Consider the following 19,562-nt stretch of genomic DNA (forward strand, 5'->3'; position numbering starts at 1 on the left):
TAAAGGCAGAATAGAGGTGTTAAAAACAGGAAGGAGGGGGCTATGTCCAGGATACCGGCTTTGAAGTTAGGGGGGCTTTCCCGGCGGGACTTTCTCAAGGTCATCACCATAGCCACGGCCACCATGGGACTTCCGGTGGAGATGGTGGATAAGGTAGCGGCAGCGGTAAAGTCCTCGGAAAGGCCCCCGGTGGTCTGGCTTCACTTTATGGAATGCACGGGCTGTACCGAAAGCCTTTTGCGTTCCTCCCATCCACCCCTGGCCCGCCTCATTCTGGAGCTCATTTCTCTTGAATATCACGAGACCCTGATGGCCGGAGCCGGGGAGCAGGCGGAGGCCTCTCTCAAAGAAGCCCTCAAGAAGTACAAGGGGAAATTCATCTGTGTGGTGGAGGGAGGGGTCTCCACCAAGGACGGAGGAATCTACTGTCAGATCGGAGGCCGCCCGGCCATACAGATCCTCAAGGAGGTGGCCCAGGAGGCGGCGGCGGTGATCGCCATCGGGACCTGTGCCGCCTTCGGAGGGATCCAGGCCGCGGCTCCCAATCCCACGGGAGCGGTAGGGGTGGGCCAAGTCCTCGCTAAGCCGGTGATCAATATCCCGGGCTGTCCGCCCAACCCCTATAATTTCCTCTCCACGGTCCTTTATCTCCTTACCTTCGGTCATCCTCCAGAGTTGGACGAACTTTCGCGGCCCAAGTTCGCCTATGGTCGGCGCATCCACGACCACTGCGAGAGGCGCCCCCACTTTGACGAGGGGCGTTTTGTGGAATCCTTTGGGGACCCGGCCCACCAGAAGGGCTACTGCCTTTACAAAGTAGGTTGTAAGGGGCCGGTGACCTATTCCAATTGCTCGGTGGTGCGCTTCTGTGACGTAGGGGCCTGGCCGGTGGGTTCTGGCCACCCCTGCATGGGTTGCACGGAACCCAACTTCTGGGACCGTATGAGCCCCTTCTACGAGCACCTTCCCAAGATTTACATCCCGGCCGGAGGCGGTATCCGGGCCGAGGCCGAAAAGGTGGGCCGAGTAGCCGTGGGGGCGGCCGCCGGAGTGGTGGCGGCCCACGCGGCGGCCGGAGTGATCAAAAAGGCCGTAAAGAGCCTCAAAGGTTCGGAAAAAGAGGAGGACTAAGCCATGGCTAGGAAAAAGATCACCATTGATCCCATTACCCGGATCGAAGGGCATCTCCGCATAGATGTAGAGGTAGAAGGGGGCCGGGTGCGAGAGGCCTGGGCCTCGGCCCAGATGTGGCGAGGGATCGAAGTGATCCTTAAAGGACGCGACCCCAGGGATGCCTGGGCCTTTACCCAGCGCTTCTGCGGAGTCTGTACCACGGTGCACGCCATTGCCTCGGTGCGGGCGGTAGAAAACGCCCTCCAGATGGAAATCCCCCTGAATGCCCAGTATGTGCGTAACCTTATCCTCTGTGCCCACGGAATGCACGACCATATCGTCCATTTCTATCATCTTTCCGCCCTGGACTGGGTGGATGTGGTCTCGGCCCTCAAGGCCGATCCGGTCAAGACCGCCCGTCTGGCTCAGAGCCTTTCGGACTGGCCGGGAAACAGCGTTTCCTTCTTTAAAGAGGTGAAGAAAAAGCTGGAAAAGTTTGTGGCCAGCGGACAGCTCGGCCCCTTTGCCAGCGGCTACTGGGGACATCCGGCCATGAAACTTCCCCCGGAGGTCAATCTCTTGGCCGTAGGCCACTATCTGGAGGCCCTGGATTATCAGTACAAGGCCAACCAGGTGGTGGCCATCTTCGGGGCCAAGACCCCGCACATCCAGACGGTGATCGTGGGCGGGGTGGCCCTGGCCATCAACCCCGAAAACGAGGCCACCCTCAACATGGAACGCCTGGCCTGGGTGCGGGAACTCCTGCTTCAGGTGCGGGATTTCGTCCAAAAGGTCTATTTTGTGGACGCCTGTGCCCTGGCGGCCCTTTACCCCGAATGGTTCAAGATCGGGGCCGGGGTGACCAACTATCTGGCGGTGCCGGATCTGCCGTTAGATACCGCAGGGACCAAATTCGATCTTCCTGGAGGGACCATCTTCAAGGGTGATCTTTCCTCGGTCAAACCCATCAAGAGTTTTAACGACGCCTACTTCCGGGACAACGTCGCCGAATGCGTGATGCACTCCTGGTACGAAGGCGACTGGACCCGGCACCCCTGGCAGGAAGATACCGTCCCCAACTACACCGGATTCCAGGAAAAAGGAAAGTATTCCTGGGCCAAGGCCCCCAGGTTTACCGGAGAGCCCATGCAGGTGGGGCCGCTGGCCCAGGTCCTGGTAGGCTACGCCCAGGGGCACGAACTTATTCGCCGGTGGACCGATGAGGCCCTCCGGCGCATCTCCGCCATCTCTGGCCGCCGGATCACCATCAACGACTTCCATTCCACCATGGGGCGCCAGGTGGCCCGGGCCATCCGCACCGCGGTGCTGGCCGATCTGGCCCTGAAACATCTGGATCTCCTGGTGGAAAATATCGGACGCGGAGACCTGGAGGTCTATCCCTATCGCAAACCGCCCACCTTCCCCAAGGGGGAGATCATGGGCTTTGGCTTTCATGAGGCCCCCCGGGGGACCCTTTCGCACTGGGTGGTGATCGACAACGGCAAGATTAAGAACTATCAGGCCGTGGTGCCTTCCACCTGGAATGTAAGCCCCCGGTGCCAGCTGGGAAAACGTGGTCCTTATGAGGAGAGCCTCATCGGGAACCCGGTGGCCCAGCCCGAAAGACCGCTAGAGGTCCTGCGGACCATTCATTCCTTTGATCCCTGCATCGCCTGCGCGGTACATGTGCTGGACCCGGAGCGGCGGGAGATCATAAAAGTAAAGGCCTTATAGGAGGTGGCCATGAGGGTAGAAAAGAGGCTCTATCGGCGGGTCTTCGTCTGGAGTTGGGCCTTAAGGCTCTTTCACTGGTCCTTCGCCCTCTCCTGTGCCGTACTTCTTCTTACGGGTATCTATATCCACTTTCCTCCTATCACTACCAAGTGGGCGGAGTTCAAACCCCAGTATCTCATGGCCACCTTACGTTATTATCACTTTGCTGCGGCCTATGTCTTTATGGCCGCGCTCGGGGTGCGGCTCTACCTCCTCTTTTTCGGCAACCGCTACGAGCGTTTCACCGATTTTCTGCCCATCAACCGCCGCAACCTACGTTCTTTCTGGCAGTCCCTCAAGTTCTACCTCTACCTCACCGACGAACACGAGTGGCGCATGGGGCACACGGTGCTGGCCGGGACCATTTACTTCCTGCTCTTTCTGGCGGCCATAGTGATGTCCCTCACCGGGCTTTATATGCTCTATCCCGATGTCTCCTGGATCTCCCGGATGGGGGTGACCCTTTTCGGCTCGGTCCAGATGGCCCGTTTCATCCACTATATTCTCCACTGGTGCTTCATCTTTTTTGTGATCGTGCACCTTTACATCGCCATCTGGAACGACTTCAAGGCCCCGGAGGCCATCATTTCCGGAGCCTTTTCCGGCTCCAAATTTATGCCGGCGGAGGTAGAAGAGGATTAGGGCGCCCAATCTGATCCTGGGGGTGGGAAACCTCCTCCTTTCGGACGAAGGGTTCGGGGTTCATGTGGTAAGGGAGCTGGAGAGGCGCTACCGGATCCCTCCGGAGGTGGAAGTGGTGGATGGAGGTTGTCTTGGTTTCTCCCTCCCGGACTATCTCCGGGGGCGCGAGCGGGTGTGGGTCATAGATGTAGTGGCCGCCGAAGCCCTGCCGGGGACCATTTTTACCTTCCGGGGAAAAGAGGTTCTCTCCTCCTTCGGGGCCCTTAAGCCCCGCACGGCCCACGAGGCCACCCTAGTGGAGGCCCTGCATTTTGCGGAATTCGCCGGGGTCCTGCCGGAAGACCTCACGGTATTTGCTGCGGTCCCGGAAAGACTTTCTCCGGGACTGGAACTCTCGGCCCCTTTGCAGAGGGCGCTGGAGGAGGTTTTAATCCTATTGAGAAGTGAGCTTGCGGCCTGCGGACTCGGCCTGGAGGAAAAATTATGTGCGTAGGGGTACCCATGCGGCTCAAAGAGATAGACTATCCCCTGGGAGTGGCCGAGGCCGAAGGGGTGGAAATGCCGGTCTATCTCCACCTCATTCCCGAAGAAGAACTTTCCCCCGGAGACTGGGTAATCGTACACGTGGGCTTTGCCCTGCAAAAAATCCGCCCGGAAGAGGCCCGCGAGACCTGGGAAATCCTGCGCGAAATAGAAGCCCTCTCCGGCCATGCATGAGGCCTCTCTGGCTTTGGCCCTAGCCGAAGAACTCCTGGGGCTCCTCGAACGGGAAGGGGGACGAAAGGTGCTTTCTTTTACCGTAGAAGTGGGAGAACTTTCCGGGGTGGATCTGGAGGCCCTGCGGACGGCCTGCGAGGCCCTGATACGCACCCATCCCGCCCTTTCCCGGACCCGGATGGAGTTAAGAACCGTTCCGGCCTGCTGGCGGTGCCGGAACTGCGGAAGGACCTTCAAAGGTGACTGGTGGACCCTTTGTCCGGACTGCGGGGCCGAGGAAAGGGATCTCCTTTCCGGGGAGGAACTCCTCCTGCGGGAGGTGGAGCTGGAGGTCTAAAGGAGGAGGCCCATGTGTGAGAGTTGCGGTTGCGGGGAAAGATCCCTGCGGGTGGAGGTGGCCCGGGAAATCCTCTCGCGCAATAAAGAGGTGGCGGAGCGCAACCGGGCCTGGTTTCAGCGGCTGGGAGTCAAGGCCGTAAATCTGGTGGGTTCCCCCGGAGCCGGAAAGACCACCCTTATCGAGGCCACGGCCCGCGCCCTTTCCGGAAGGCGCCTGGCGGTCATTGAGGGGGACCCCGAAACCCGGCGGGACGCCGAGCGCCTGGAGTCCCTGGGGATCCCGGTGGCGGCCGTGACCACCGGGGGCGTGTGTCATCTGGATGCGGCCATGGTCCACCGGGCCTTTCACGAACTGGCCGGTCCTCCCCCGGAGATCCTTTTTATCGAAAACGTGGGCAACCTCCTGTGCCCCGCGGATTTTGACCTGGGAGAGGAGCTTTCCGTCGTGGTCCTTTCGGTGACCGAGGGAGAAGACAAACCCGAAAAGTATCCCCAGGCCTTCCGGCGGGCCCGGGCTCTGGTCCTTACCAAGCTGGATCTTCTGCCCTATGTGGACTTTGACCCGGAAAAGGTGGCCGAACGGGCCCGGAGGATCAATCCCGAAATAGAGATCTTTCGGGTCTCCGCCCGCACCGGAGAAGGCCTTGAGGAGTGGGTAAAGTTTCTTCTAGAATAAAAGGGCGCCGATTTGTCCTGCAGGGGCGGGTCCAGGGGGTGGGCTTCCGGCCCTTTGTGGCCCGCCTGGCGGCCCGGCTGGACCTCAAGGGTTGGGTAAGGAACGGCCCCGAGGGGGTAGAGCTTGCGGTCTGGGGCACCCCCAGGGCCCTTTCCGCCTTTTCCGCCTCCCTGATTTCCGAGCTCCCTCCCCTGGCCCGCCTCCAGAGGCTTCGCGTACGCGGACTGTCCGAGCCCCCTCCGGAAGGTTTTGCCATCGTGGAGACCCGGCAGGGGCCTTCCCACACCCTGGCCCCCCCGGATGTGGCCACCTGCCAAGCCTGTCTTTCGGAAATCCTGGACCCGGGTGACCGCCGCTTTGGCTATCCCTTTACCAATTGCACCGATTGCGGCCCCCGCTACACGGTGATCGAGGCCCTGCCCTACGACCGGCCTAAGACCTCCATGCGCTCCTTTGAAATGTGTCCGGAGTGCCTGGCCGAATATCGGGATCCCCGGAGCCGGCGTTTTCATGCCGAGCCCAATGCCTGCCCGGTCTGCGGGCCACAGATCTGGCTCTGCGACGCCCGAGGAGAGAGGATCCCCGTCGCCGATCCCCTGGCCTTTGTGGTCCGGACTCTCAGGGAAGGGGCCCTCTGGGCCCTCAAGGGCCTGGGAGGGTTCCACCTGGTCTGTGATGCCCAAAACGAGGCCGCGGTAAGACTCCTGCGGGAGCGTAAGCGCCGCCCGAAAAAACCCCTGGCGGTCATGGTGCGGGATCTGGCAGCAGCCCGAAAGATCGCCGAACTTACCCCGGCCGAAGAGCACTGGCTCTCCTCCCCGGAGGCCCCCATCGTGCTCGCCCGCAAACGCCGCCCCTTTCCCCTGGCCGAGTCCGTGGCCCCGGGCCTCCATCTAGTGGGCCTCCTGCTTCCTTACACTCCGCTCCATCATCTTCTCCTCCGGGCCTGGCCCGGACTGGCCCTGGTGATGACCAGCGGAAACCTCTCGGAGGAGCCCCTCTGCTACCGGAACGAAGAAGCCCTTAGCCGCCTTTCCGGGGTAGCCGACTACTTTCTGCTCCACGACCGGCCCATCGTGGCCCCGGTGGACGACTCTGTGCTCCGCCTGTGCGGAGACCGCCCGGTTCTCCTCCGCCGGGCCCGGGGCTTTGTGCCGGAACCCCTTTCCCTTCCCCGCCGGGCCCCCGGGACCCTGGCCGTGGGCCCGCTACTCAAAAACACCTTCACCGTGACCCGCGAGGATCAGGCCCTGATGAGCCCCCATCTGGGAGATCTCGAGAGTCTTCCCATCCTGAGACGCTTTGAAGAGACCCTGACCCATTACCGGAGGCTCTTCGATCTGCCCCTGGAGCAGGTGGTCTGTGATCTACACCCGGACTACCTTTCCACCCGTCTGGCCGAAGAGAGGGCCCAAAAGGAGGGACTGCGTCTTTTAAAAGTCCAACACCACCTGGCCCACGCCTTAAGCGCCCTGGGAGAGTCCGCCGAAGAGCCGGCCCTGGCCCTGGTGCTCGACGGAGCCGGTCTGGGGGAAGATGGCCTCATCCGAGGGGGAGAGATCTATCTGGTGGAGGGTCCGGTCTTTCGGCGGCTGGGGAGCCTTTCCCCGGTGCCCCTGCCCGGAGGCCAGGCCGCGGAAAGGGAACCCTGGCGCATGCTCCTGGCCTATCTCTCCTTCTTTACCGAGGAGGTCCCCGAACCCCTGAGGAAGATTCCGGCGGAGAAGCTGGAGGTTGCCCGGAGGGTCCTTTCCCGGGGGCCGCTTACCACCGGAGCCGGAAGGCTCTTTGAGGCCCTGGGGTGCCTCCTTTCCGGGGAGACGGTCAACCACTATGAAGGGGAACTGGCCGCCCGCCTGGAGGCCTTGGCCGCAGAGGGGGTGGGGGAAAGACCTTACCAGGTGGCCCCCCGCAGGGAAAGGAAAGGGGTTCAGCTTCCGGCCTGGGAATTCGTACGAGAGGCCTTAAGGGATCTCCGGGCCGGGGTGCCTCCAGAGGAGGTGGCCGCCCGGTTTCACCGGGGGCTGGCCCAGAGCCTGGCCCGGGTCCTGAGCGAGCTTTCCGAAAAGACCGGCCTTCGACGGGTGGTCCTTTCCGGAGGGTGCTTCCAAAACGCTCTTTTTCTTGAGGAGACACTTTCGGCTTTGGAAAAGTACGGCCTTTTTCCGGTCTTTAACTCCCGCATCCCCCCTAATGATGGGGGGCTTTCTTACGGCCAGGCGGTCTACGCCAGCCTCTCCAGGGCCTCGGCCCAGAGGTCGTAAGTAAAGCTCCGCACAAACCGCACTCGGACGAGATCCCCGGGCTCCACCGGGATTCCCCTTACGATCACCGTATGGCCATCCACCTCCGGGGCCTGAAAGCCGGCGTGTCCCACCGGACGGCCCCTGGAGTCATAACCGGTGACCAGGACCAGGTCTTCGGTCCCCACCCGGGCCCGGAGGTTTTCCCGAGAGATCTCCCGCTGAAGGGCCAGGACCCGGTGGCGCCGTCGGCGGGCTATGCGCTGGGAGGGCCGGGGACGGAGACGGGCCGCCGGAGTGCCCTCTTCTGGCCAATAGACAAAGGCCCCGAGGTGGTCGAACCGGGCCTGAGAAAGGAAGGAAAGGAGGGCCGCAAACTCCTCTTCTCCCTCCCCGGGAAAGCCCACGATGACCGAAGTGCGCAGGCCGATCCCTGGCCGCCTCCGGCGCAGCTCCTCAAGAAGGCGCAAAAGATCTTCGGCCCGATATGGCCGGCGCATGCGCCTCAGGATCTCCGGGTGGGCGTGCTGCACCGGAAGGTCCAGATAGGGGGCCAGGGCCTCTTCGGTGGCCAGAAGCTCCATCAATTCCGGGCTCACCCCTTCGGGATGAAGATAAAGAAGGCGCAGGCGAGCCCCGGGAGAAAGGATCCGGAGGAGGGCCTGCAAAAGCTCCGGAAGCGCCGCCCGGCCTTGGTCAAGCCCGTAGGCGGAGACGTCCTGGCCCACGAGGATGATCTCCCGCACCCCCTGGGCCAGAAGGCCCTCGGCCTCCCGGAGGATCTCTTTTAAGGGCCGGCTTCTCAGGGGGCCCCGGATGCGGGGAATGGTACAGAAGGAACAGCCGTGCCGGCAGCCCTCGGTGACCTTGAGATAGGCGTAAAAGGGGTTTTCGGTAAGGATCCTCCGGGCGGTCTCCGGCCCCTCCGGGCGAAGGAGCAGCCCTCTTTCCCGGAAGAGGAGGTCCCCGGCGGCCCGATAGGCCTCGATCCCCATAAAAAGATCCACCTCCGGAAGATGGGCCAGGGCCTCCTCCCGGAAGCGGGCCGGAAGGCAGCCCACCACGGCCAGCCTCTGCCCGGGGCGCTTGGCCTCGGCGAGTTCCAGAATGGTGTCGATGGACTCCCGGACCGCCGGGCGGATGAAGGCGCAGGTGTTGACCACCAGGAGGTCGGCCTCCTCCGGGACCAGCACCGGCTCCACTCCGGCCTCGAGAAGACGGGCCAGAAGTTTTTCCGTATCGGTGCGGTTCTTGGGGCAGCCCAGACTTACAGCGTAGACCTTCAAGAGGCTCTGGCCTCCCGGATCTCCCGCACGCGGTTCTTCTCGTCCACATAAACCAGGCGGGCGGAAAAGCGGGAAAGCTCCTCCTCGCTCACCCAGGCGTAGGCGGCAATGATGATCTCGTCTCCCACCTCGCCCAGGCGGGCCGCCGCTCCATTCAAGACCACTTCCCCCGAGCCCCGCCGGCCTTCGATGAGGTAAGTCTCAAAGCGGGCCCCGTTGGCCAGGTTATAGACCCAGACCGCCTCCAGCGGCCGAAGCCCCGCCGCCTCCATAAGCTCCGGATCCAGGGTGAGGCTCCCCTCGTAGCAAAGCTCCTTGCCCGTGATCCGGGCCCGGTGAATCTTGGCGCAGAGAAAGCGGCGATACACGGCTTAAGGCCTCAGGATGGTATTGTCAATCAACCGGGCCTTACCTACGAAGACCGCAAGGGCCAAAAGCGTAGGACCGTCCACCCTGGTCTTTTCCTCCAGGGTCTCCGGATCCCGGAACTCCACATAGTCGATACGGGTTCCGGGATGAGCTTGAATAAACTCCACAATTTCTTTTTTAAGCACTTCCGCGCGGCGTTCCCCTTCGGCCACACGGCGCCGGGCCAGCTCCAAAGAACGGTAAAGGCTCAGGGCCGACTCTCGCTCCTCGGGGCGAAGATAGGTGTTCCGGGAACTCATGGCCAGCCCATCAGGCTCCCGCACCGTGGGATGGGGCACGATTTCTATGTCGAGATTAAGATCCCGCACCATACGCTGGATGACCTTGAGCTGCTGATAGTCCTTCTCCCCGAAGACCGCTACCTGCGGTTTGACAATATGGAAAAGCTTTAAAACCACGGTGCAGACTCCGCGGAAGTGCCCCGGCCGGCGGGCCCCACAGAGGGGCTTTGAAAGTTCCGTAACCTCTACATAGGTCTGAAAACCCTCAGGATACATCTCTTCCACCGAGGGAACAAAGAGGATGTCCACCCCCACAGATTCGGCCAGGCGCCGGTCCCTTTCCAGATCCCGGGGATAACGGGAAAGGTCCTCCTGGGGACCAAACTGGATGGGGTTCACGAAGACCGAGACCACCACCGTGTCGGAAAGCTCGCGGGCCCGGCGCATGAGGGCCAGGTGTCCTTCATGGAAATAACCCATGGTGGGCACAAAGCCAATGCGGCGGCCTTCCCGCCGCAGGGCCTCCGCCCGGGCCTGCATTTCGGATACCCGAGAAAGGACCTCCATCCTCTTCCATCACCCCGAAGGTCTGACCTTCCCGCACTAAGTGTAATACCTCCCGGGGGAGGGTATCAAGGATGAGCCCCCTTAAAGAAGGGTATCCCCCGGGAAATCTCCCCCAAAGGCGATCCAGGGGCTCAAGATGTCCGTTTCCGTTGGTGTCTTTCAGAAAAAAGACCACTTTTCCTTCGGAAAAGCCCACCACTTCCAGGCGGAGCAGGCCGTCCCTCCGGGACGAGGCCAGAAGATCCGCCTCAAGCCCCGGGGCCAGGGCCAGCCGCAATCTTACCTCTCGCAGAGGCCCCCGGATCTTTCCGGGGGCAAGCTCAAGCAGGGTCTGGGCCAGGGGTTTTCGGCGATCATAAATGAGGACCGGGGTACCGGGGGAGACAAAGCGATAGAGCCTTTCCATGTCGGAATTCTTCAGGGCCACACACCCGTGGGTCCAGTCCCGGATCCGTTGTCCTTCCTTTTGCCGGAAAAGACCCCCTCCGTGGAGGCCCAGCCCGTCTCCCAGGGGTCCGGAAAGGGGCCGGCCGGCCTCCCAGGCCGAAAGATACTCCCGGAATTCCCTTTCCGAGATCCGTCCCTCCCAACGGGCCAAAAGAATATCCTTGAGGTTGGGATAATCCAGTCCCACAAAGAGAAAGTAGCGCCGGGAGGGGTGCTTTTCCCGCACCCGGTAAAGGCCCTCCGGGGTGGCGAAATCTCCCCGGGCCCTTTTGGGAGAAAGGGGATCAAGCCCCAGGGAACAAGGGAAGGCCGCTATCCGCCGCCCGTCTTCGTAAAGGAAGACCCTTCTTGAGGCCTTCTCCACCACCACCCAGCGAGACCGGGAAGGGATCTCCTGCCCCAGACCACTCCAAAAGGGCGAAAAAATGGAGACAGTGACGAAAAGCAAGCCTAAAAAGAGATAAAATTCCTTCCCTTTCAAAATTTGTGGAACTCGGCCTTTTGATTTTCGGGGTGTTTGGCCTTATTATATTCATTAGTTTGAAAAAAAGAAGGAGGTGCGGATATGAGGAAGAAGATTATGGCTCTGGCGATGGCGATGGTCTTTGCCGCTCCCATGGGGGCCCTGGCCAAGTCCTGCAAGGGGACCATCAAGGAATTCGACGGAAAGACCATGGTGGTAGAGGTGAAGGGGAAATGTAAGGCCGAGGCCGGACAGGAAGTGAAGATCAAGGTCCAGAAAAAGGCCGCGGTGGAGGGTTGCTAAAGCCTTTTAAGGGCGGGCCCCGTTCTGGGGCCTGCCCTTTTATTTGAGCATCTCCTCAAAAAGCCGGTAAGCCTTTCGGAGAAGGCGGTCTTCTTCAGGAAGTTCCCAAAGGGGTTTCTGTTCCACTTCCAGTTCAAAGATCTCTGGGCTTTCGGGTAAATAGCCCAGGAAGGTCAGGCCTTCTTTGGCGCAGGTTTCCCGTACGTAACGGTCCAGGGCCTCCGGGACGGGATCCGGGGCCCGGTTTACCAGAAGCCACTTGTGCCCCACCTGGAGTTGCAGGGGTTTTACCAGGGCAGCGATGCGGGCCGCGGTGAGCACCCCGCGGCTTGAGGCGTCGGAGACCACCAGAAGGTGGTCGATTTCCACCATGTTGAGCCGGGAAAGATGCTCCATCCCGGCTTCATTGTCCACCACCAGATAGCGATAGCTCTTTTCCAGGCGCTGCAGGGCCTGCGAGAGAAAGGAATGGGCCGCACAGTAGCAGCCCGGGCCCTCGGGTTGCCCCATAACCAGAAGGTCGTAGCCTTCGGCCTCTACCAGGGCCTCGTGGACCCGCATCTCCATGAAATCCCCCCGGGCCATGCTCTCCGGAACGCTGGTGCGCAGCTCGTTTTTGACCTCCCCCAGGGTGGTCTCCACGGTAAGCCCCAGAAGTTCGTTGAGATTGGCGTTGGGGTCGGCGTCTACCGCGAGCACCGGCCCCTTTCCGGTCTCCACCAGATAGCGAATAAGAAGGGCGGCGGTGGTGGTCTTCCCCGTGCCCCCCTTTCCGGCAAGAGCAATCCTTACGGCCATCTAACTTCCCCCCTTGGCCTTGCGGTCCAGATAGAGTTTGTAGGTATAGCTTTCGATCAGGGCCTGGCAGCTGGCCTCCAGGATGTCCTCCGAGACTCCTACGGTGCCCCATTGACGATGGTGGTCCCGGGAGGTGATGAGGACCCGCACCCGGGCCCCGGTCCCCGGAATCCCCGGAAGCACCCGCACCTTATAGTCCTCGAGTTTCATCTCCTTGAGCTGGGGGTAAAAACGCTCCAGGGCCTTGCGCAGGGCGTGATCCAGGGCGTTGACCGGACCGTTGCCCACCGCCGCGGTATGCTCCACCTCCCCCACTCCGGGAGGGACCCGGACCACCACCGTGGCCTCCACCAGGGGAGGGCCGTCCTCCGAGGGGCGGAGATCCAGCACCCGATAGCCCAGGAGCTCGAAATACCGCTTGGGCTCTCCCAGGAGTTGGTACATCAGGAGTTCCAGGGAGGCCTCGGCGGCTTCATACTCGTAGCCCTCGGCCTCCCGTTTTTTGACCTCCTCCACGATACGTCCCACCACCGGATCTTCGGCCGAAAGCTCCAGCCCGAACTGCCGGGCCTTATAAACGATGTTGGAGCGCCCCGAAAGGTCCGAGACCAGGACCCGTCGGGTGTTTCCTACCCGTTCGGGATCGATATGTTCGTAGGTGCGGGGGTGCCGCAGGATGGCCGAAACATGCACCCCTCCTTTGTGGGCAAAGGCACTGCGGCCCACATAAGGAAGGTGCCGGGGGTGGGGCAGATTGGCCACCTCGAAGACGAACCGCGAGACCTCGGTAAGCCGGTGGAGGTTCTTTCCGGCCTCGCATTCGTAACCCATCTTGAGGACCAGATTGGGAATGATGGAGCAGAGGTTGGCGTTTCCGCAACGCTCTCCCACCCCGTTCATGGTCCCCTGGACCTGCACCGCGCCCTCCAGCACCGCGGCCAGGCTGTTGGCCACCGCACAGTCGGAATCGTTGTGGGCGTGAATGCCAAAGACCGTTTTTTTGCCCAGGTGCTTTTTGACCTCCCGGATGATCTCCACAATCTCGTGGGGAAGGGTGCCTCCGTTGGTGTCACAGAGGACCAGCACGTCGGCTCCGGCCTCTCGGGCCCGCTTGAGGGTCTCTAGGGCATAGTCCGGGTCTTCCTTAAAGCCGTCAAAGAAATGCTCGGCGTCGTAAAAGAGTTTTTCCACATGCGGACGCAGAAAGCGTACCGAGGCCTCGATGATCTCCAGATTTCTTTCCAGGGTGGTCTTTAAGGCCTCTTTCACGTGGATGGTCCAGGTCTTTCCAAAGATGGTTACCACCGGAGTCTTGGCCTCTAAGAGGGCCTTGAGGTTTTCGTCAAGATGGGCCTCTTTGCGGGGGTGATGGGTGCTTCCGAAGGCCGCAATGCGGGCATGCCGCAGGCGATAGTCCCGAATCTCTCGGAAAAACCGGGCGTCCTTGGGATTGGAGCCCGGCCACCCCCCCTCGATATAGTCAATTCCCAGCTCATCCAGTTTGAGGGCCACCCGGACCTTGTCTTCTACGGAGAGATTGAATTCCTCGGCCTGGGTCCCGTCGCGCAGGGTGGTATCGTAGATCTCCACCTTGCGACTCATCTTTCCTCCTCCGGAGGACGATCAAGGCCGAAGGCTTCGTGCAGGGCCCGCACCGCCAATTCGGTAAATTTCTCGTCGATCACACAGGAGACCTTAATCTCCGAGGTAGAAATCATCTGGATATTTATTCCGTGGCGGGCCAGGGTCTCAAACATCTTGGCCGCCACCCCCGCGTGGGTGCGCATCCCCGCGCCCACGATGGAGACCTTGGCGATATCCTCGGCGCTTTCTACCCGCTCGGCCCCGATCTGCCGGGCGACCTCCTCCACCAGGCGCACGGCCTCGCGCAGGGTGGTCCGGGGGACGGTGAAGGTGAGGTCTGCCCGGCCGTCGGGCCGGCCGGTCTGGATGATCATGTCCACCAGGATGCCCCGCTCGGCAATGGGCCCGAAGATACGGGCGGCCACTCCCGGCTGATCCGGCACTCCGTAAAGACTGATGCGGGCCTCGTTACGGTTGTAGGTAACCCCTGAGACCAGGACCTTTTCCATCTCTTCGTCCTCCTCGGTAATGATGGTGCCTGGGGCCTCCGAAAAAGTAGAACGTACGTGGACCGGCACCTTATAAACCATGGCCAGCTCCACCGCCCGGATATCCAGCACCTTGGCCCCGGCACTGGCCAGCTCCAGCATCTCCTCGTAGGAAATCTTCTCGAGTTTACGGGCCCGGGAAACGATCCGGGGATCGGCGGTGTAAACCCCCTCCACATCGGTAAAGATCTCGCAGAGGTCGGCCTTGAGGGCTGCGGCCAGGGCCACGGCCGTGGTGTCCGAACCCCCGCGACCCAGGGTGGTGATGTCTCCCTCTTCAGTCATTCCCTGAAATCCGGCCACCACGGCCACCTCCCCCCGGGAGAGGGCCTCCCGCAGACGCTCGGGTTGAATGTCCTGGATGCGGGCCCGGGTATGAAGGGCGTCGGTAAGAATGGGAATCTGATGGGCCAGAAAGGCCCGCGCCGGATAACCCAGGGCCTTCAGGGTGATGGCCAGAAGGGAGGCCGTGACCTGTTCCCCGGTGGCCACCAGCATATCGAGCTCCCGAGGGGAAGGGTCCGGAGTGATCTCATGGGCCAGAGAAAGGAGGCGGTCGGTCTCCCCGGCCATGGCCGAAACTACCACCACCAGATCGTGGCCCTGGTCCCGATAGCGGGCCACCCTCCGGGCCACGTTCCGGATGCGTTCCAGATCTCCCACCGAGGTGCCTCCGAACTTCTGGACGATGAGCATCTATTCTTCCTCCCTCTTTCCCGCCCAAACCGGGTCTTCTCCAAAGTGCAGAAACCACCACTCCTCCGCCGAGGCCCCCCGATCGTTAGGGGAAAGCTCGATGCGATAATGATCACAGTAGTCCATAAGGAGACGGTAGGCCTCGTTCAAGGCCTTCATGCGTTCAGGATCTCCCTGCCGGTCGGGATGAAAACGGGCGGCCAGACGCCGGTAAGCCTCCCGGATCTCCGCCCGAGTGGTCTCCCGGGGAAGCCCCAGAAGCCGGCGCGCCTCCTCTATCTTGCGCCACTTGTGACCCCGCATAACGCTCCTTAAGATAATCTTAAACGAATTTTCTTCAATCTTTCCGAACCAAGGAGGACATGCCCGAGACCTTTGCCGTAATTACCCTGGGGTGCAAAGTAAATCAGGTGGAGGGGGCCTTTCTGGAGGAGGCCCTTTCGGCCCGGGGGCTGGTACGGGTAGAGCTTGGAGAGCGGCCGGAGATCGTGGTGGTAAATACCTGTGCGGTGACCGGAAAGGCCGCGGCCGAAGGCCGCAAACTCATCCGTAGGGCCCGGGCTGCTCGCCCCCGGTTGGTAGTGGTCACCGGCTGCTACGCCCAGGTCCAGCCGGAGGAAGTTCAGAAGGCCGCCGGGGGAGAGGCCCTGGTGCTGGGCCATCAGGAAAAGTTCGCCATCCCGGAGATCCTTTCTCATACTGGAGAGAGTCTGCGGGGAGAGATCCGGGTGAGCCCTTCTGAGGGCTTCCGGAAGGCCCTCCCCGCGCCTCTTCGGCGCTTTCCGGGACACACCCGGGCCTTCCTCCGGGTCCAGGACGGCTGCAGTCAGCGGTGTGCCTATTGTGTGGTGCCGCTGGCCCGGGGCCCCTCCCGAAGCCTTCCTCTCCCGGAGGTCCTTCAGCAGGCCCGGATCTTTGAAGAGGAGGGATTTCAAGAGGTGGTGGTCACGGGAATCCACCTAGGGGCCTGGGGGAGGGATCTTTCTCCTCCGGCCACCCTGGTGGATCTCCTGCGGGCCTTGGAAAAAGTGGGCTCCTTCCGGATCCGTCTTTCTTCTCTAGAGGTCACCGAGGTTACGGAGGACCTCCTCTCCTGGGCCGCAACCTCGGAAAGGTTCTGTCCCCACTTCCATATCCCGCTCCAGAGCGGTGACGACCGGGTGCTTGCGGCCATGGGACGCCCTTACACTGGGGACTTCTATCTTTCGGTCCTGCGGGAGATCCGGGCCCGCTTTCCGAAAGCCGCCCTGGGAGCGGATGTCCTGGTGGGGTTCCCCGGAGAGGACGAGGAGGCCTTCTCTCGCACCTACCGGTTGATCGAAGAAAGCCCCCTTACCTATCTTCACCTTTTCCCTTATTCTCCGAGGCCTGGGACCCCGGCTGCGACCAGGCCCCGCCCCTCCCCAGAGGTGGTGGCCGAAAGGGCCCGGGCCCTGCGGGAACTCGCGGCTCAAAAAAAGAGGGCCTTTGCCCGGAGCCAGGAGGGCCAACTCCTAGAGGTGCTGGTAGAAAGGAAAGAGGGGCCCTGCTGGAAGGGGACCAGCGAAAACTACCTTACGGTCCTTTTCTCCTCTCCGGAGGACCTGCGGGGGAGGATCGTTCCGGTCCGGGTGGTGAGGGCCGAGGGGACGCATCTTTGGGGGGAAAGAGTTTAAAGCCCAGGTAAAGATAGTGCAGTCCGGAGGCCACGGTAAGCCCCCCGGTGAGATAGAAAAGGGGATGGAGCAGGCCTTCCGGGGCCTGAGCCAGAACGCAAGCGGCGGTAAGGATCTGAAAGAGGGTATTGGCTTTGGAAAGAAGACTGGGGCGGACCTCCGGAGGACTGGAAAAGAGATAAAGGACCAGGAAACCGCCCACGATCAAGACGTCCCGGCTCACTACCAGCACGGCCAGGGCCGGAGGCAGAAACCCCTTCCAGGCACAGAGGATATAGATGGTGTCCAGCAGGAACTTGTCGGCCAGAGGGTCCAACACGGCCCCCAGGACCGTGCGCTGCTTGAGGTGCCGGGCCAGGAAACCGTCCAGGGCGTCGGAAAGGCCGGCAAGGAGGAAGAGGATAAGGGCCGGGGTGCGGCTTTCGTTCAATAGAAGGATAACGATGAGCGGGACCAGGAGGAGCCGGGAAAGTGTGAGGAGATTCGCCCAGGTGAACACGGCTTGCATTATAGAAGGTGATTCTTTACAAGCGAAGCCCCGGGATTAAAATGGAGTTGGGTTGCCGGCGTAGCTCAGCTGGTAGAGCAGTGGATTCGTAATCCACAGGTCAGGGGTTCGAGTCCCCTCGCCGGCTCTTCCTTTCAAGGTCTGCCGATTTGGCGGGGATTTCAAAGAGATTTAAATTAATAACATGAACTACCCCCGCGTCATCCGCATCAGCGACATTCTGGACCAGATTCAGAGTTATCTTCCGGGGGCCAATACCCACCTGGTAGAAAAGGCCTACGTCTTCGCGGCCAAGGCTCATGCCGGCCAGGTCCGCAAATCCGGAGAGCCCTATCTTTCGCACCCTCTGGCGGTGGCCTACATCCTGGCCCGGATGAGGCTGGATCTTCCCACCATCGCTGCGGGCCTCCTCCACGATACCGTAGAGGACTCCGCGGTAACCCTGGAAGAAATCCGGCGGCACTTCGGGCCAGAGGTAGCCCTCATCGTGGATGGAGTAACCAAACTCTCGGCCCTTCCGAAGGCCAGCCGTCTGGAAAGACAGGCGGAAAACTATCGCAAGATGCTCCTGTCCATGGCCCAGGACCTCCGGGTCATCCTCGTAAAACTGGCCGACCGTCTGCACAACATGCGCACCCTGGAGTTTCAGCCCGAGGAAAAACGCCGCCGGATTGCCCAGGAGACCCTGGACATCTACGCTCCCCTGGCCAGCCGCCTGGGGATCGACTGGCTTAAACAGGAGCTGGAGGATCTCTCCTTCCAGTACCTTTATCCTGAAGAGTTCCGCCGGCTTAAGGCCGAAGTGGAAAAGCGGGTGGAGGCCGCCCAGGACTATGTGGAGGAGGTCAAGAGAATTATCCGCGAGGAGCTGGCCAAGCATGGGATCGAAGCCCGGGTCCTGGGACGCACCAAACATCTCTGGAGTGTCTATCGCAAGCTGGAGCGCTACGGACTGACCATCGACCAGCTCGACCAGATCTACGACCTCATCGGCTTTCGGGTAATCGTCAAGACCGTGTCCCAGTGCTATCAGGTCCTGGGGATCCTCCATGCCCTCTGGCCCCCTATCCCCGGCCGTTTCAAGGATTACATCAGTGTTCCCAAGCCCAATCTCTATCAGAGTCTTCACACCACGGTTATGGGGCCCGGGGGCAAGCGCATCGAGATTCAGATCCGCACCGAGGAGATGGACCGTATTGCCAACGAGGGAATCGCCGCCCACTGGCTTTACAAGGAAGGGACCGTACTTGCCCCCGGACAGGGCCGGAAGTTCGAATGGCTGGAACGCCTGGTAGAACTCCAGAAAGAACTCCAGAATCCCCGGGAATTTCTGGAATCCCTGCGGCTGGACCTCTTCCCCGAAGAGGTCTATGTCTTCACCCCTAGGGGAGACATCAAGGTCCTTCCCCGGGGGGCCACCCCGGTGGACTTCGCCTACGCCATCCATACCGAGGTGGGGAATCACTGTGTGCGGGCCTGGGTGAACGATCGACTGGTGCCCCTGGACTACGAATTACAGACCGGGGATGTGGTCCGGATCGAGACCTCCCCCACGCAAAAGCCCAGCCGGGACTGGCTCAAGTTTGTAAAGACCAGCCGGGCCCGAAGCCGCATTCGCCAGTGGTTGCGGCAGGAGGAACGGGAGCAGGCCCTGGCCCTGGGACGGGAGGTCCTTTCCCGGGAATTTCGGAAGCACCGCCGGAATTTTGCGGACTTTATAGACTCCCCCGCGGCGGAGGAGGTGGCCCGAAGCTTCAATTTCAAGAATGTAGAAGAAATGATCGCCGCCGTAGGCTATGGGAAACTTACTCCCCAGCAGGTCCTGCGCCGGGCCTTTCCCGACCAAAGGCCTGCCCCTCCGGCTCGGCCGGCCGGAGAGCGGGGGGCCGAGGCCGTAGAATATCGGATGCGGAGCGAAGTCCTTTCCGTGGATGGCATGCGAGACGTGCTCTTTCACCTCAGCCGCTGTTGCCATCCCGTGCCCGGAGATGAGGTGGTAGGCTACATTACCCGAGGCCGGGGCATTTCGGTGCACCGGGTCGATTGCCCCAACGTGGCCCTGCTGGATGAGGAACGGAAGATCGAGGTCCGCTGGGAAAAGACCGACGGCGCAGTGCACCCGGTCAGGCTTTCCGTCCTCACTCAAGACCGCAAAGGCATGCTGGCCGAAGTCTCCGGAGCTATCACGGCAGCCGAGGCCAACATCCTCAAGGCCGAGGTGGACACCACCCCGGATCGGCGGGCCGTCTTCGATATTGTGGTGGAAGTTACGGACCGGAACCACCTAGAAAGGATTATGGCCAACCTCCGGTCCGTAAAGGGTGTTTTGCGGGTGAGGCGGCGTTTTTCCTAACGGACAGCCTTCTGGACCTTGCCGGCCTTGATACAACGGGTACAGACCCGAAGGCGCCGCACCTGACCGTTGGGAAGCTTGGCCCGTACCCTCTGGAGATTGGGATACCACCAGCGCCCGGACCGCTTGGCCGAGTGACTGATCTTGTGTCCGGTGTGGGGACGCTTCCCGCAGATTTCACAAACCCTGGACATCTTCCTC

The 19,562-nt window shown here is 61.6% G+C and carries 21 protein-coding genes and 1 tRNA gene; 12 read left to right on the forward strand and 10 right to left on the reverse strand.

The window, feature by feature from the left end:
* Positions 1–42 precede the first annotated feature (42 nt).
* From FVE67_RS04855 to hypF, 8 genes are read left to right on the forward strand one after another with little or no spacing between them, the layout of a single operon-like run.
* The gene (locus FVE67_RS04855) at positions 43–1,131 is read left to right on the forward strand and encodes a hydrogenase small subunit (protein WP_168719515.1); all 1,089 of its coding nucleotides are present in this window, start codon (positions 43–45) and stop codon (positions 1,129–1,131) included.
* A 3-nt stretch (positions 1,132–1,134) separates the two neighbouring features.
* Positions 1,135–2,847 (forward strand): nickel-dependent hydrogenase large subunit, encoded by a 1,713-nt coding sequence (locus FVE67_RS04860; protein WP_168719516.1) that lies wholly within the window; start codon positions 1,135–1,137, stop codon positions 2,845–2,847.
* Between the two features lie 9 nt (positions 2,848–2,856).
* Positions 2,857–3,528, forward strand: a complete 672-nt coding sequence (cybH, locus tag FVE67_RS04865) for a Ni/Fe-hydrogenase, b-type cytochrome subunit (RefSeq protein ID WP_168719517.1) — start codon at positions 2,857–2,859, stop codon at positions 3,526–3,528.
* A gap of 22 nt (positions 3,529–3,550) precedes the next feature.
* Complete coding sequence (locus FVE67_RS04870) at positions 3,551–4,021, forward strand: hydrogenase maturation protease (protein ID WP_168719518.1); 471 nt, start codon at positions 3,551–3,553, stop codon at positions 4,019–4,021.
* Positions 4,012–4,245, forward strand: a complete 234-nt coding sequence (locus FVE67_RS04875) for a HypC/HybG/HupF family hydrogenase formation chaperone (protein WP_168719519.1) — start codon at positions 4,012–4,014, stop codon at positions 4,243–4,245. The genes FVE67_RS04870 and FVE67_RS04875 overlap by 10 nt, the downstream gene beginning before the upstream one ends.
* The gene (locus tag FVE67_RS04880) at positions 4,238–4,582 is read left to right on the forward strand and encodes a hydrogenase maturation nickel metallochaperone HypA (RefSeq protein WP_168719520.1); all 345 of its coding nucleotides are present in this window, start codon (positions 4,238–4,240) and stop codon (positions 4,580–4,582) included. The genes FVE67_RS04875 and FVE67_RS04880 overlap by 8 nt, the downstream gene beginning before the upstream one ends.
* Before the next feature lie 12 nt (positions 4,583–4,594).
* Positions 4,595–5,260: a hydrogenase nickel incorporation protein HypB gene (gene hypB / locus FVE67_RS04885; protein ID WP_168719521.1), complete on the forward strand. Its 666-nt coding sequence runs from the start codon at positions 4,595–4,597 to the stop codon at positions 5,258–5,260.
* A complete protein-coding gene (gene hypF / locus FVE67_RS04890) occupies positions 5,236–7,524 on the forward strand; it encodes a carbamoyltransferase HypF (RefSeq protein WP_168719522.1) in 2,289 nt (762 codons plus the stop codon). Before hypB ends, hypF begins: the two co-directional genes overlap by 25 nt.
* Here the strand turns inward: hypF and rimO are convergent.
* The 4 genes from rimO to FVE67_RS04910 are packed head-to-tail and all read right to left on the reverse strand — an operon-like array spanning position 7,485 to position 10,934.
* A complete protein-coding gene (gene rimO / locus FVE67_RS04895; protein WP_168719523.1) occupies positions 7,485–8,789 on the reverse strand; it encodes a 30S ribosomal protein S12 methylthiotransferase RimO in 1,305 nt (434 codons plus the stop codon). The genes hypF and rimO overlap by 40 nt on opposite strands.
* On the reverse strand, positions 8,786–9,157 hold the full coding sequence (gene panD / locus FVE67_RS04900) for an aspartate 1-decarboxylase (protein ID WP_168719524.1): 372 nt from the start codon (positions 9,155–9,157) through the stop codon (positions 8,786–8,788). Before panD ends, rimO begins: the two co-directional genes overlap by 4 nt.
* Positions 9,158–9,160: 3 nt before the next feature.
* Positions 9,161–10,006, reverse strand: a complete 846-nt coding sequence (panC, locus tag FVE67_RS04905) for a pantoate--beta-alanine ligase (RefSeq protein ID WP_168719525.1) — start codon at positions 10,004–10,006, stop codon at positions 9,161–9,163.
* Complete coding sequence (locus FVE67_RS04910; RefSeq protein WP_210534554.1) at positions 9,903–10,934, reverse strand: L,D-transpeptidase family protein; 1,032 nt, start codon at positions 10,932–10,934, stop codon at positions 9,903–9,905. The genes panC and FVE67_RS04910 overlap by 104 nt, the downstream gene beginning before the upstream one ends.
* An 84-nt stretch (positions 10,935–11,018) precedes the next feature.
* On the opposite strand from FVE67_RS04910, the gene FVE67_RS04915 reads away from it, so the two are divergent.
* Entirely contained in the window at positions 11,019–11,219 is a 201-nt protein-coding gene (locus FVE67_RS04915) for a hypothetical protein (RefSeq protein ID WP_168719527.1), read from the forward strand.
* A gap of 39 nt (positions 11,220–11,258) precedes the next feature.
* Here the strand turns inward: FVE67_RS04915 and FVE67_RS04920 are convergent, their stop codons facing one another.
* Genes FVE67_RS04920 through FVE67_RS04935 form a run of 4 tightly spaced genes read right to left on the reverse strand, consistent with a single transcriptional unit; the run spans position 11,259 to position 15,148 of the window.
* A complete protein-coding gene (locus tag FVE67_RS04920; protein ID WP_168719528.1) occupies positions 11,259–12,017 on the reverse strand; it encodes an ATP-binding protein in 759 nt (252 codons plus the stop codon).
* Positions 12,018–13,619, reverse strand: coding sequence for a citramalate synthase (gene cimA / locus FVE67_RS04925; RefSeq protein WP_168719529.1), 1,602 nt, complete (start codon positions 13,617–13,619; stop codon positions 12,018–12,020). It abuts the gene before it with no gap.
* Positions 13,616–14,845, reverse strand: a complete 1,230-nt coding sequence (locus tag FVE67_RS04930; protein WP_168719530.1) for an aspartate kinase — start codon at positions 14,843–14,845, stop codon at positions 13,616–13,618. The genes cimA and FVE67_RS04930 overlap by 4 nt, the downstream gene beginning before the upstream one ends.
* Complete coding sequence (locus FVE67_RS04935; RefSeq protein ID WP_168719531.1) at positions 14,846–15,148, reverse strand: J domain-containing protein; 303 nt, start codon at positions 15,146–15,148, stop codon at positions 14,846–14,848.
* Positions 15,149–15,207: 59 nt separating this feature from the next.
* On the opposite strand from FVE67_RS04935, the gene mtaB reads away from it, so the two are divergent.
* Positions 15,208–16,500 carry a tRNA (N(6)-L-threonylcarbamoyladenosine(37)-C(2))-methylthiotransferase MtaB gene (mtaB, locus tag FVE67_RS04940; protein ID WP_168719532.1) on the forward strand — a complete coding sequence of 431 codons (1,293 nt, stop codon included), beginning with the start codon at positions 15,208–15,210 and terminating at the stop codon, positions 16,498–16,500.
* Here mtaB and FVE67_RS04945 read toward each other — a convergent pair.
* Positions 16,400–16,999, reverse strand: coding sequence for a CDP-alcohol phosphatidyltransferase family protein (locus FVE67_RS04945; RefSeq protein ID WP_210534555.1), 600 nt, complete (start codon positions 16,997–16,999; stop codon positions 16,400–16,402). The two genes, mtaB and FVE67_RS04945, sit on opposite strands and share 101 nt — an antisense overlap.
* A gap of 63 nt (positions 17,000–17,062) precedes the next feature.
* Between FVE67_RS04945 and FVE67_RS04950 the strand changes: the two genes are divergently transcribed.
* Together FVE67_RS04950 and FVE67_RS04955 are read left to right on the forward strand one after the other, a co-directional pair.
* Positions 17,063–17,135 (forward strand) — tRNA-Thr (locus FVE67_RS04950).
* 57 nt (positions 17,136–17,192) lie between these two features.
* Complete coding sequence (locus FVE67_RS04955) at positions 17,193–19,361, forward strand: RelA/SpoT family protein (protein WP_168719534.1); 2,169 nt, start codon at positions 17,193–17,195, stop codon at positions 19,359–19,361.
* Here FVE67_RS04955 and rpmB read toward each other — a convergent pair.
* On the reverse strand, positions 19,358–19,555 hold the full coding sequence (gene rpmB / locus FVE67_RS04960) for a 50S ribosomal protein L28 (RefSeq protein WP_168719535.1): 198 nt from the start codon (positions 19,553–19,555) through the stop codon (positions 19,358–19,360). The genes FVE67_RS04955 and rpmB overlap by 4 nt on opposite strands.
* Positions 19,556–19,562 lie beyond the last annotated feature (7 nt).

Source organism: Thermosulfurimonas marina (genome assembly GCF_012317585.1).
Taxonomy (GTDB): Bacteria; Desulfobacterota; Thermodesulfobacteria; order Thermodesulfobacteriales; family Thermodesulfobacteriaceae; genus Thermosulfurimonas_A; species Thermosulfurimonas_A marina.

Bases quoted from the DNA above. Each gene is read 5' to 3' on its own strand.
- FVE67_RS04930 (WP_168719530.1), bottom strand. From the start codon at position 14,845: ATGCTCATCGTCCAGAAGTTCGGAGGCACCTCGGTGGGAGATCTGGAA.
- cybH (WP_168719517.1), top strand. From the start codon at position 2,857: ATGAGGGTAGAAAAGAGGCTCTATCGGCGGGTCTTCGTCTGGAGTTGG.
- FVE67_RS04920 (WP_168719528.1), bottom strand. From the start codon at position 12,017: ATGGCCGTAAGGATTGCTCTTGCCGGAAAGGGGGGCACGGGGAAGACC.
- FVE67_RS04860 (WP_168719516.1), top strand. From the start codon at position 1,135: ATGGCTAGGAAAAAGATCACCATTGATCCCATTACCCGGATCGAAGGG.
- rpmB (WP_168719535.1), bottom strand. From the start codon at position 19,555: ATGTCCAGGGTTTGTGAAATCTGCGGGAAGCGTCCCCACACCGGACAC.
- FVE67_RS04935 (WP_168719531.1), bottom strand. From the start codon at position 15,148: ATGCGGGGTCACAAGTGGCGCAAGATAGAGGAGGCGCGCCGGCTTCTG.
- cimA (WP_168719529.1), bottom strand. From the start codon at position 13,619: ATGAGTCGCAAGGTGGAGATCTACGATACCACCCTGCGCGACGGGACC.
- hypB (WP_168719521.1), top strand. From the start codon at position 4,595: ATGTGTGAGAGTTGCGGTTGCGGGGAAAGATCCCTGCGGGTGGAGGTG.
- panC (WP_168719525.1), bottom strand. From the start codon at position 10,006: ATGGAGGTCCTTTCTCGGGTATCCGAAATGCAGGCCCGGGCGGAGGCC.
- FVE67_RS04855 (WP_168719515.1), top strand. From the start codon at position 43: ATGTCCAGGATACCGGCTTTGAAGTTAGGGGGGCTTTCCCGGCGGGAC.
- FVE67_RS04915 (WP_168719527.1), top strand. From the start codon at position 11,019: ATGAGGAAGAAGATTATGGCTCTGGCGATGGCGATGGTCTTTGCCGCT.
- FVE67_RS04875 (WP_168719519.1), top strand. From the start codon at position 4,012: ATGTGCGTAGGGGTACCCATGCGGCTCAAAGAGATAGACTATCCCCTG.
- FVE67_RS04955 (WP_168719534.1), top strand. From the start codon at position 17,193: ATGAACTACCCCCGCGTCATCCGCATCAGCGACATTCTGGACCAGATT.
- mtaB (WP_168719532.1), top strand. From the start codon at position 15,208: ATGCCCGAGACCTTTGCCGTAATTACCCTGGGGTGCAAAGTAAATCAG.
- FVE67_RS04880 (WP_168719520.1), top strand. From the start codon at position 4,238: ATGCATGAGGCCTCTCTGGCTTTGGCCCTAGCCGAAGAACTCCTGGGG.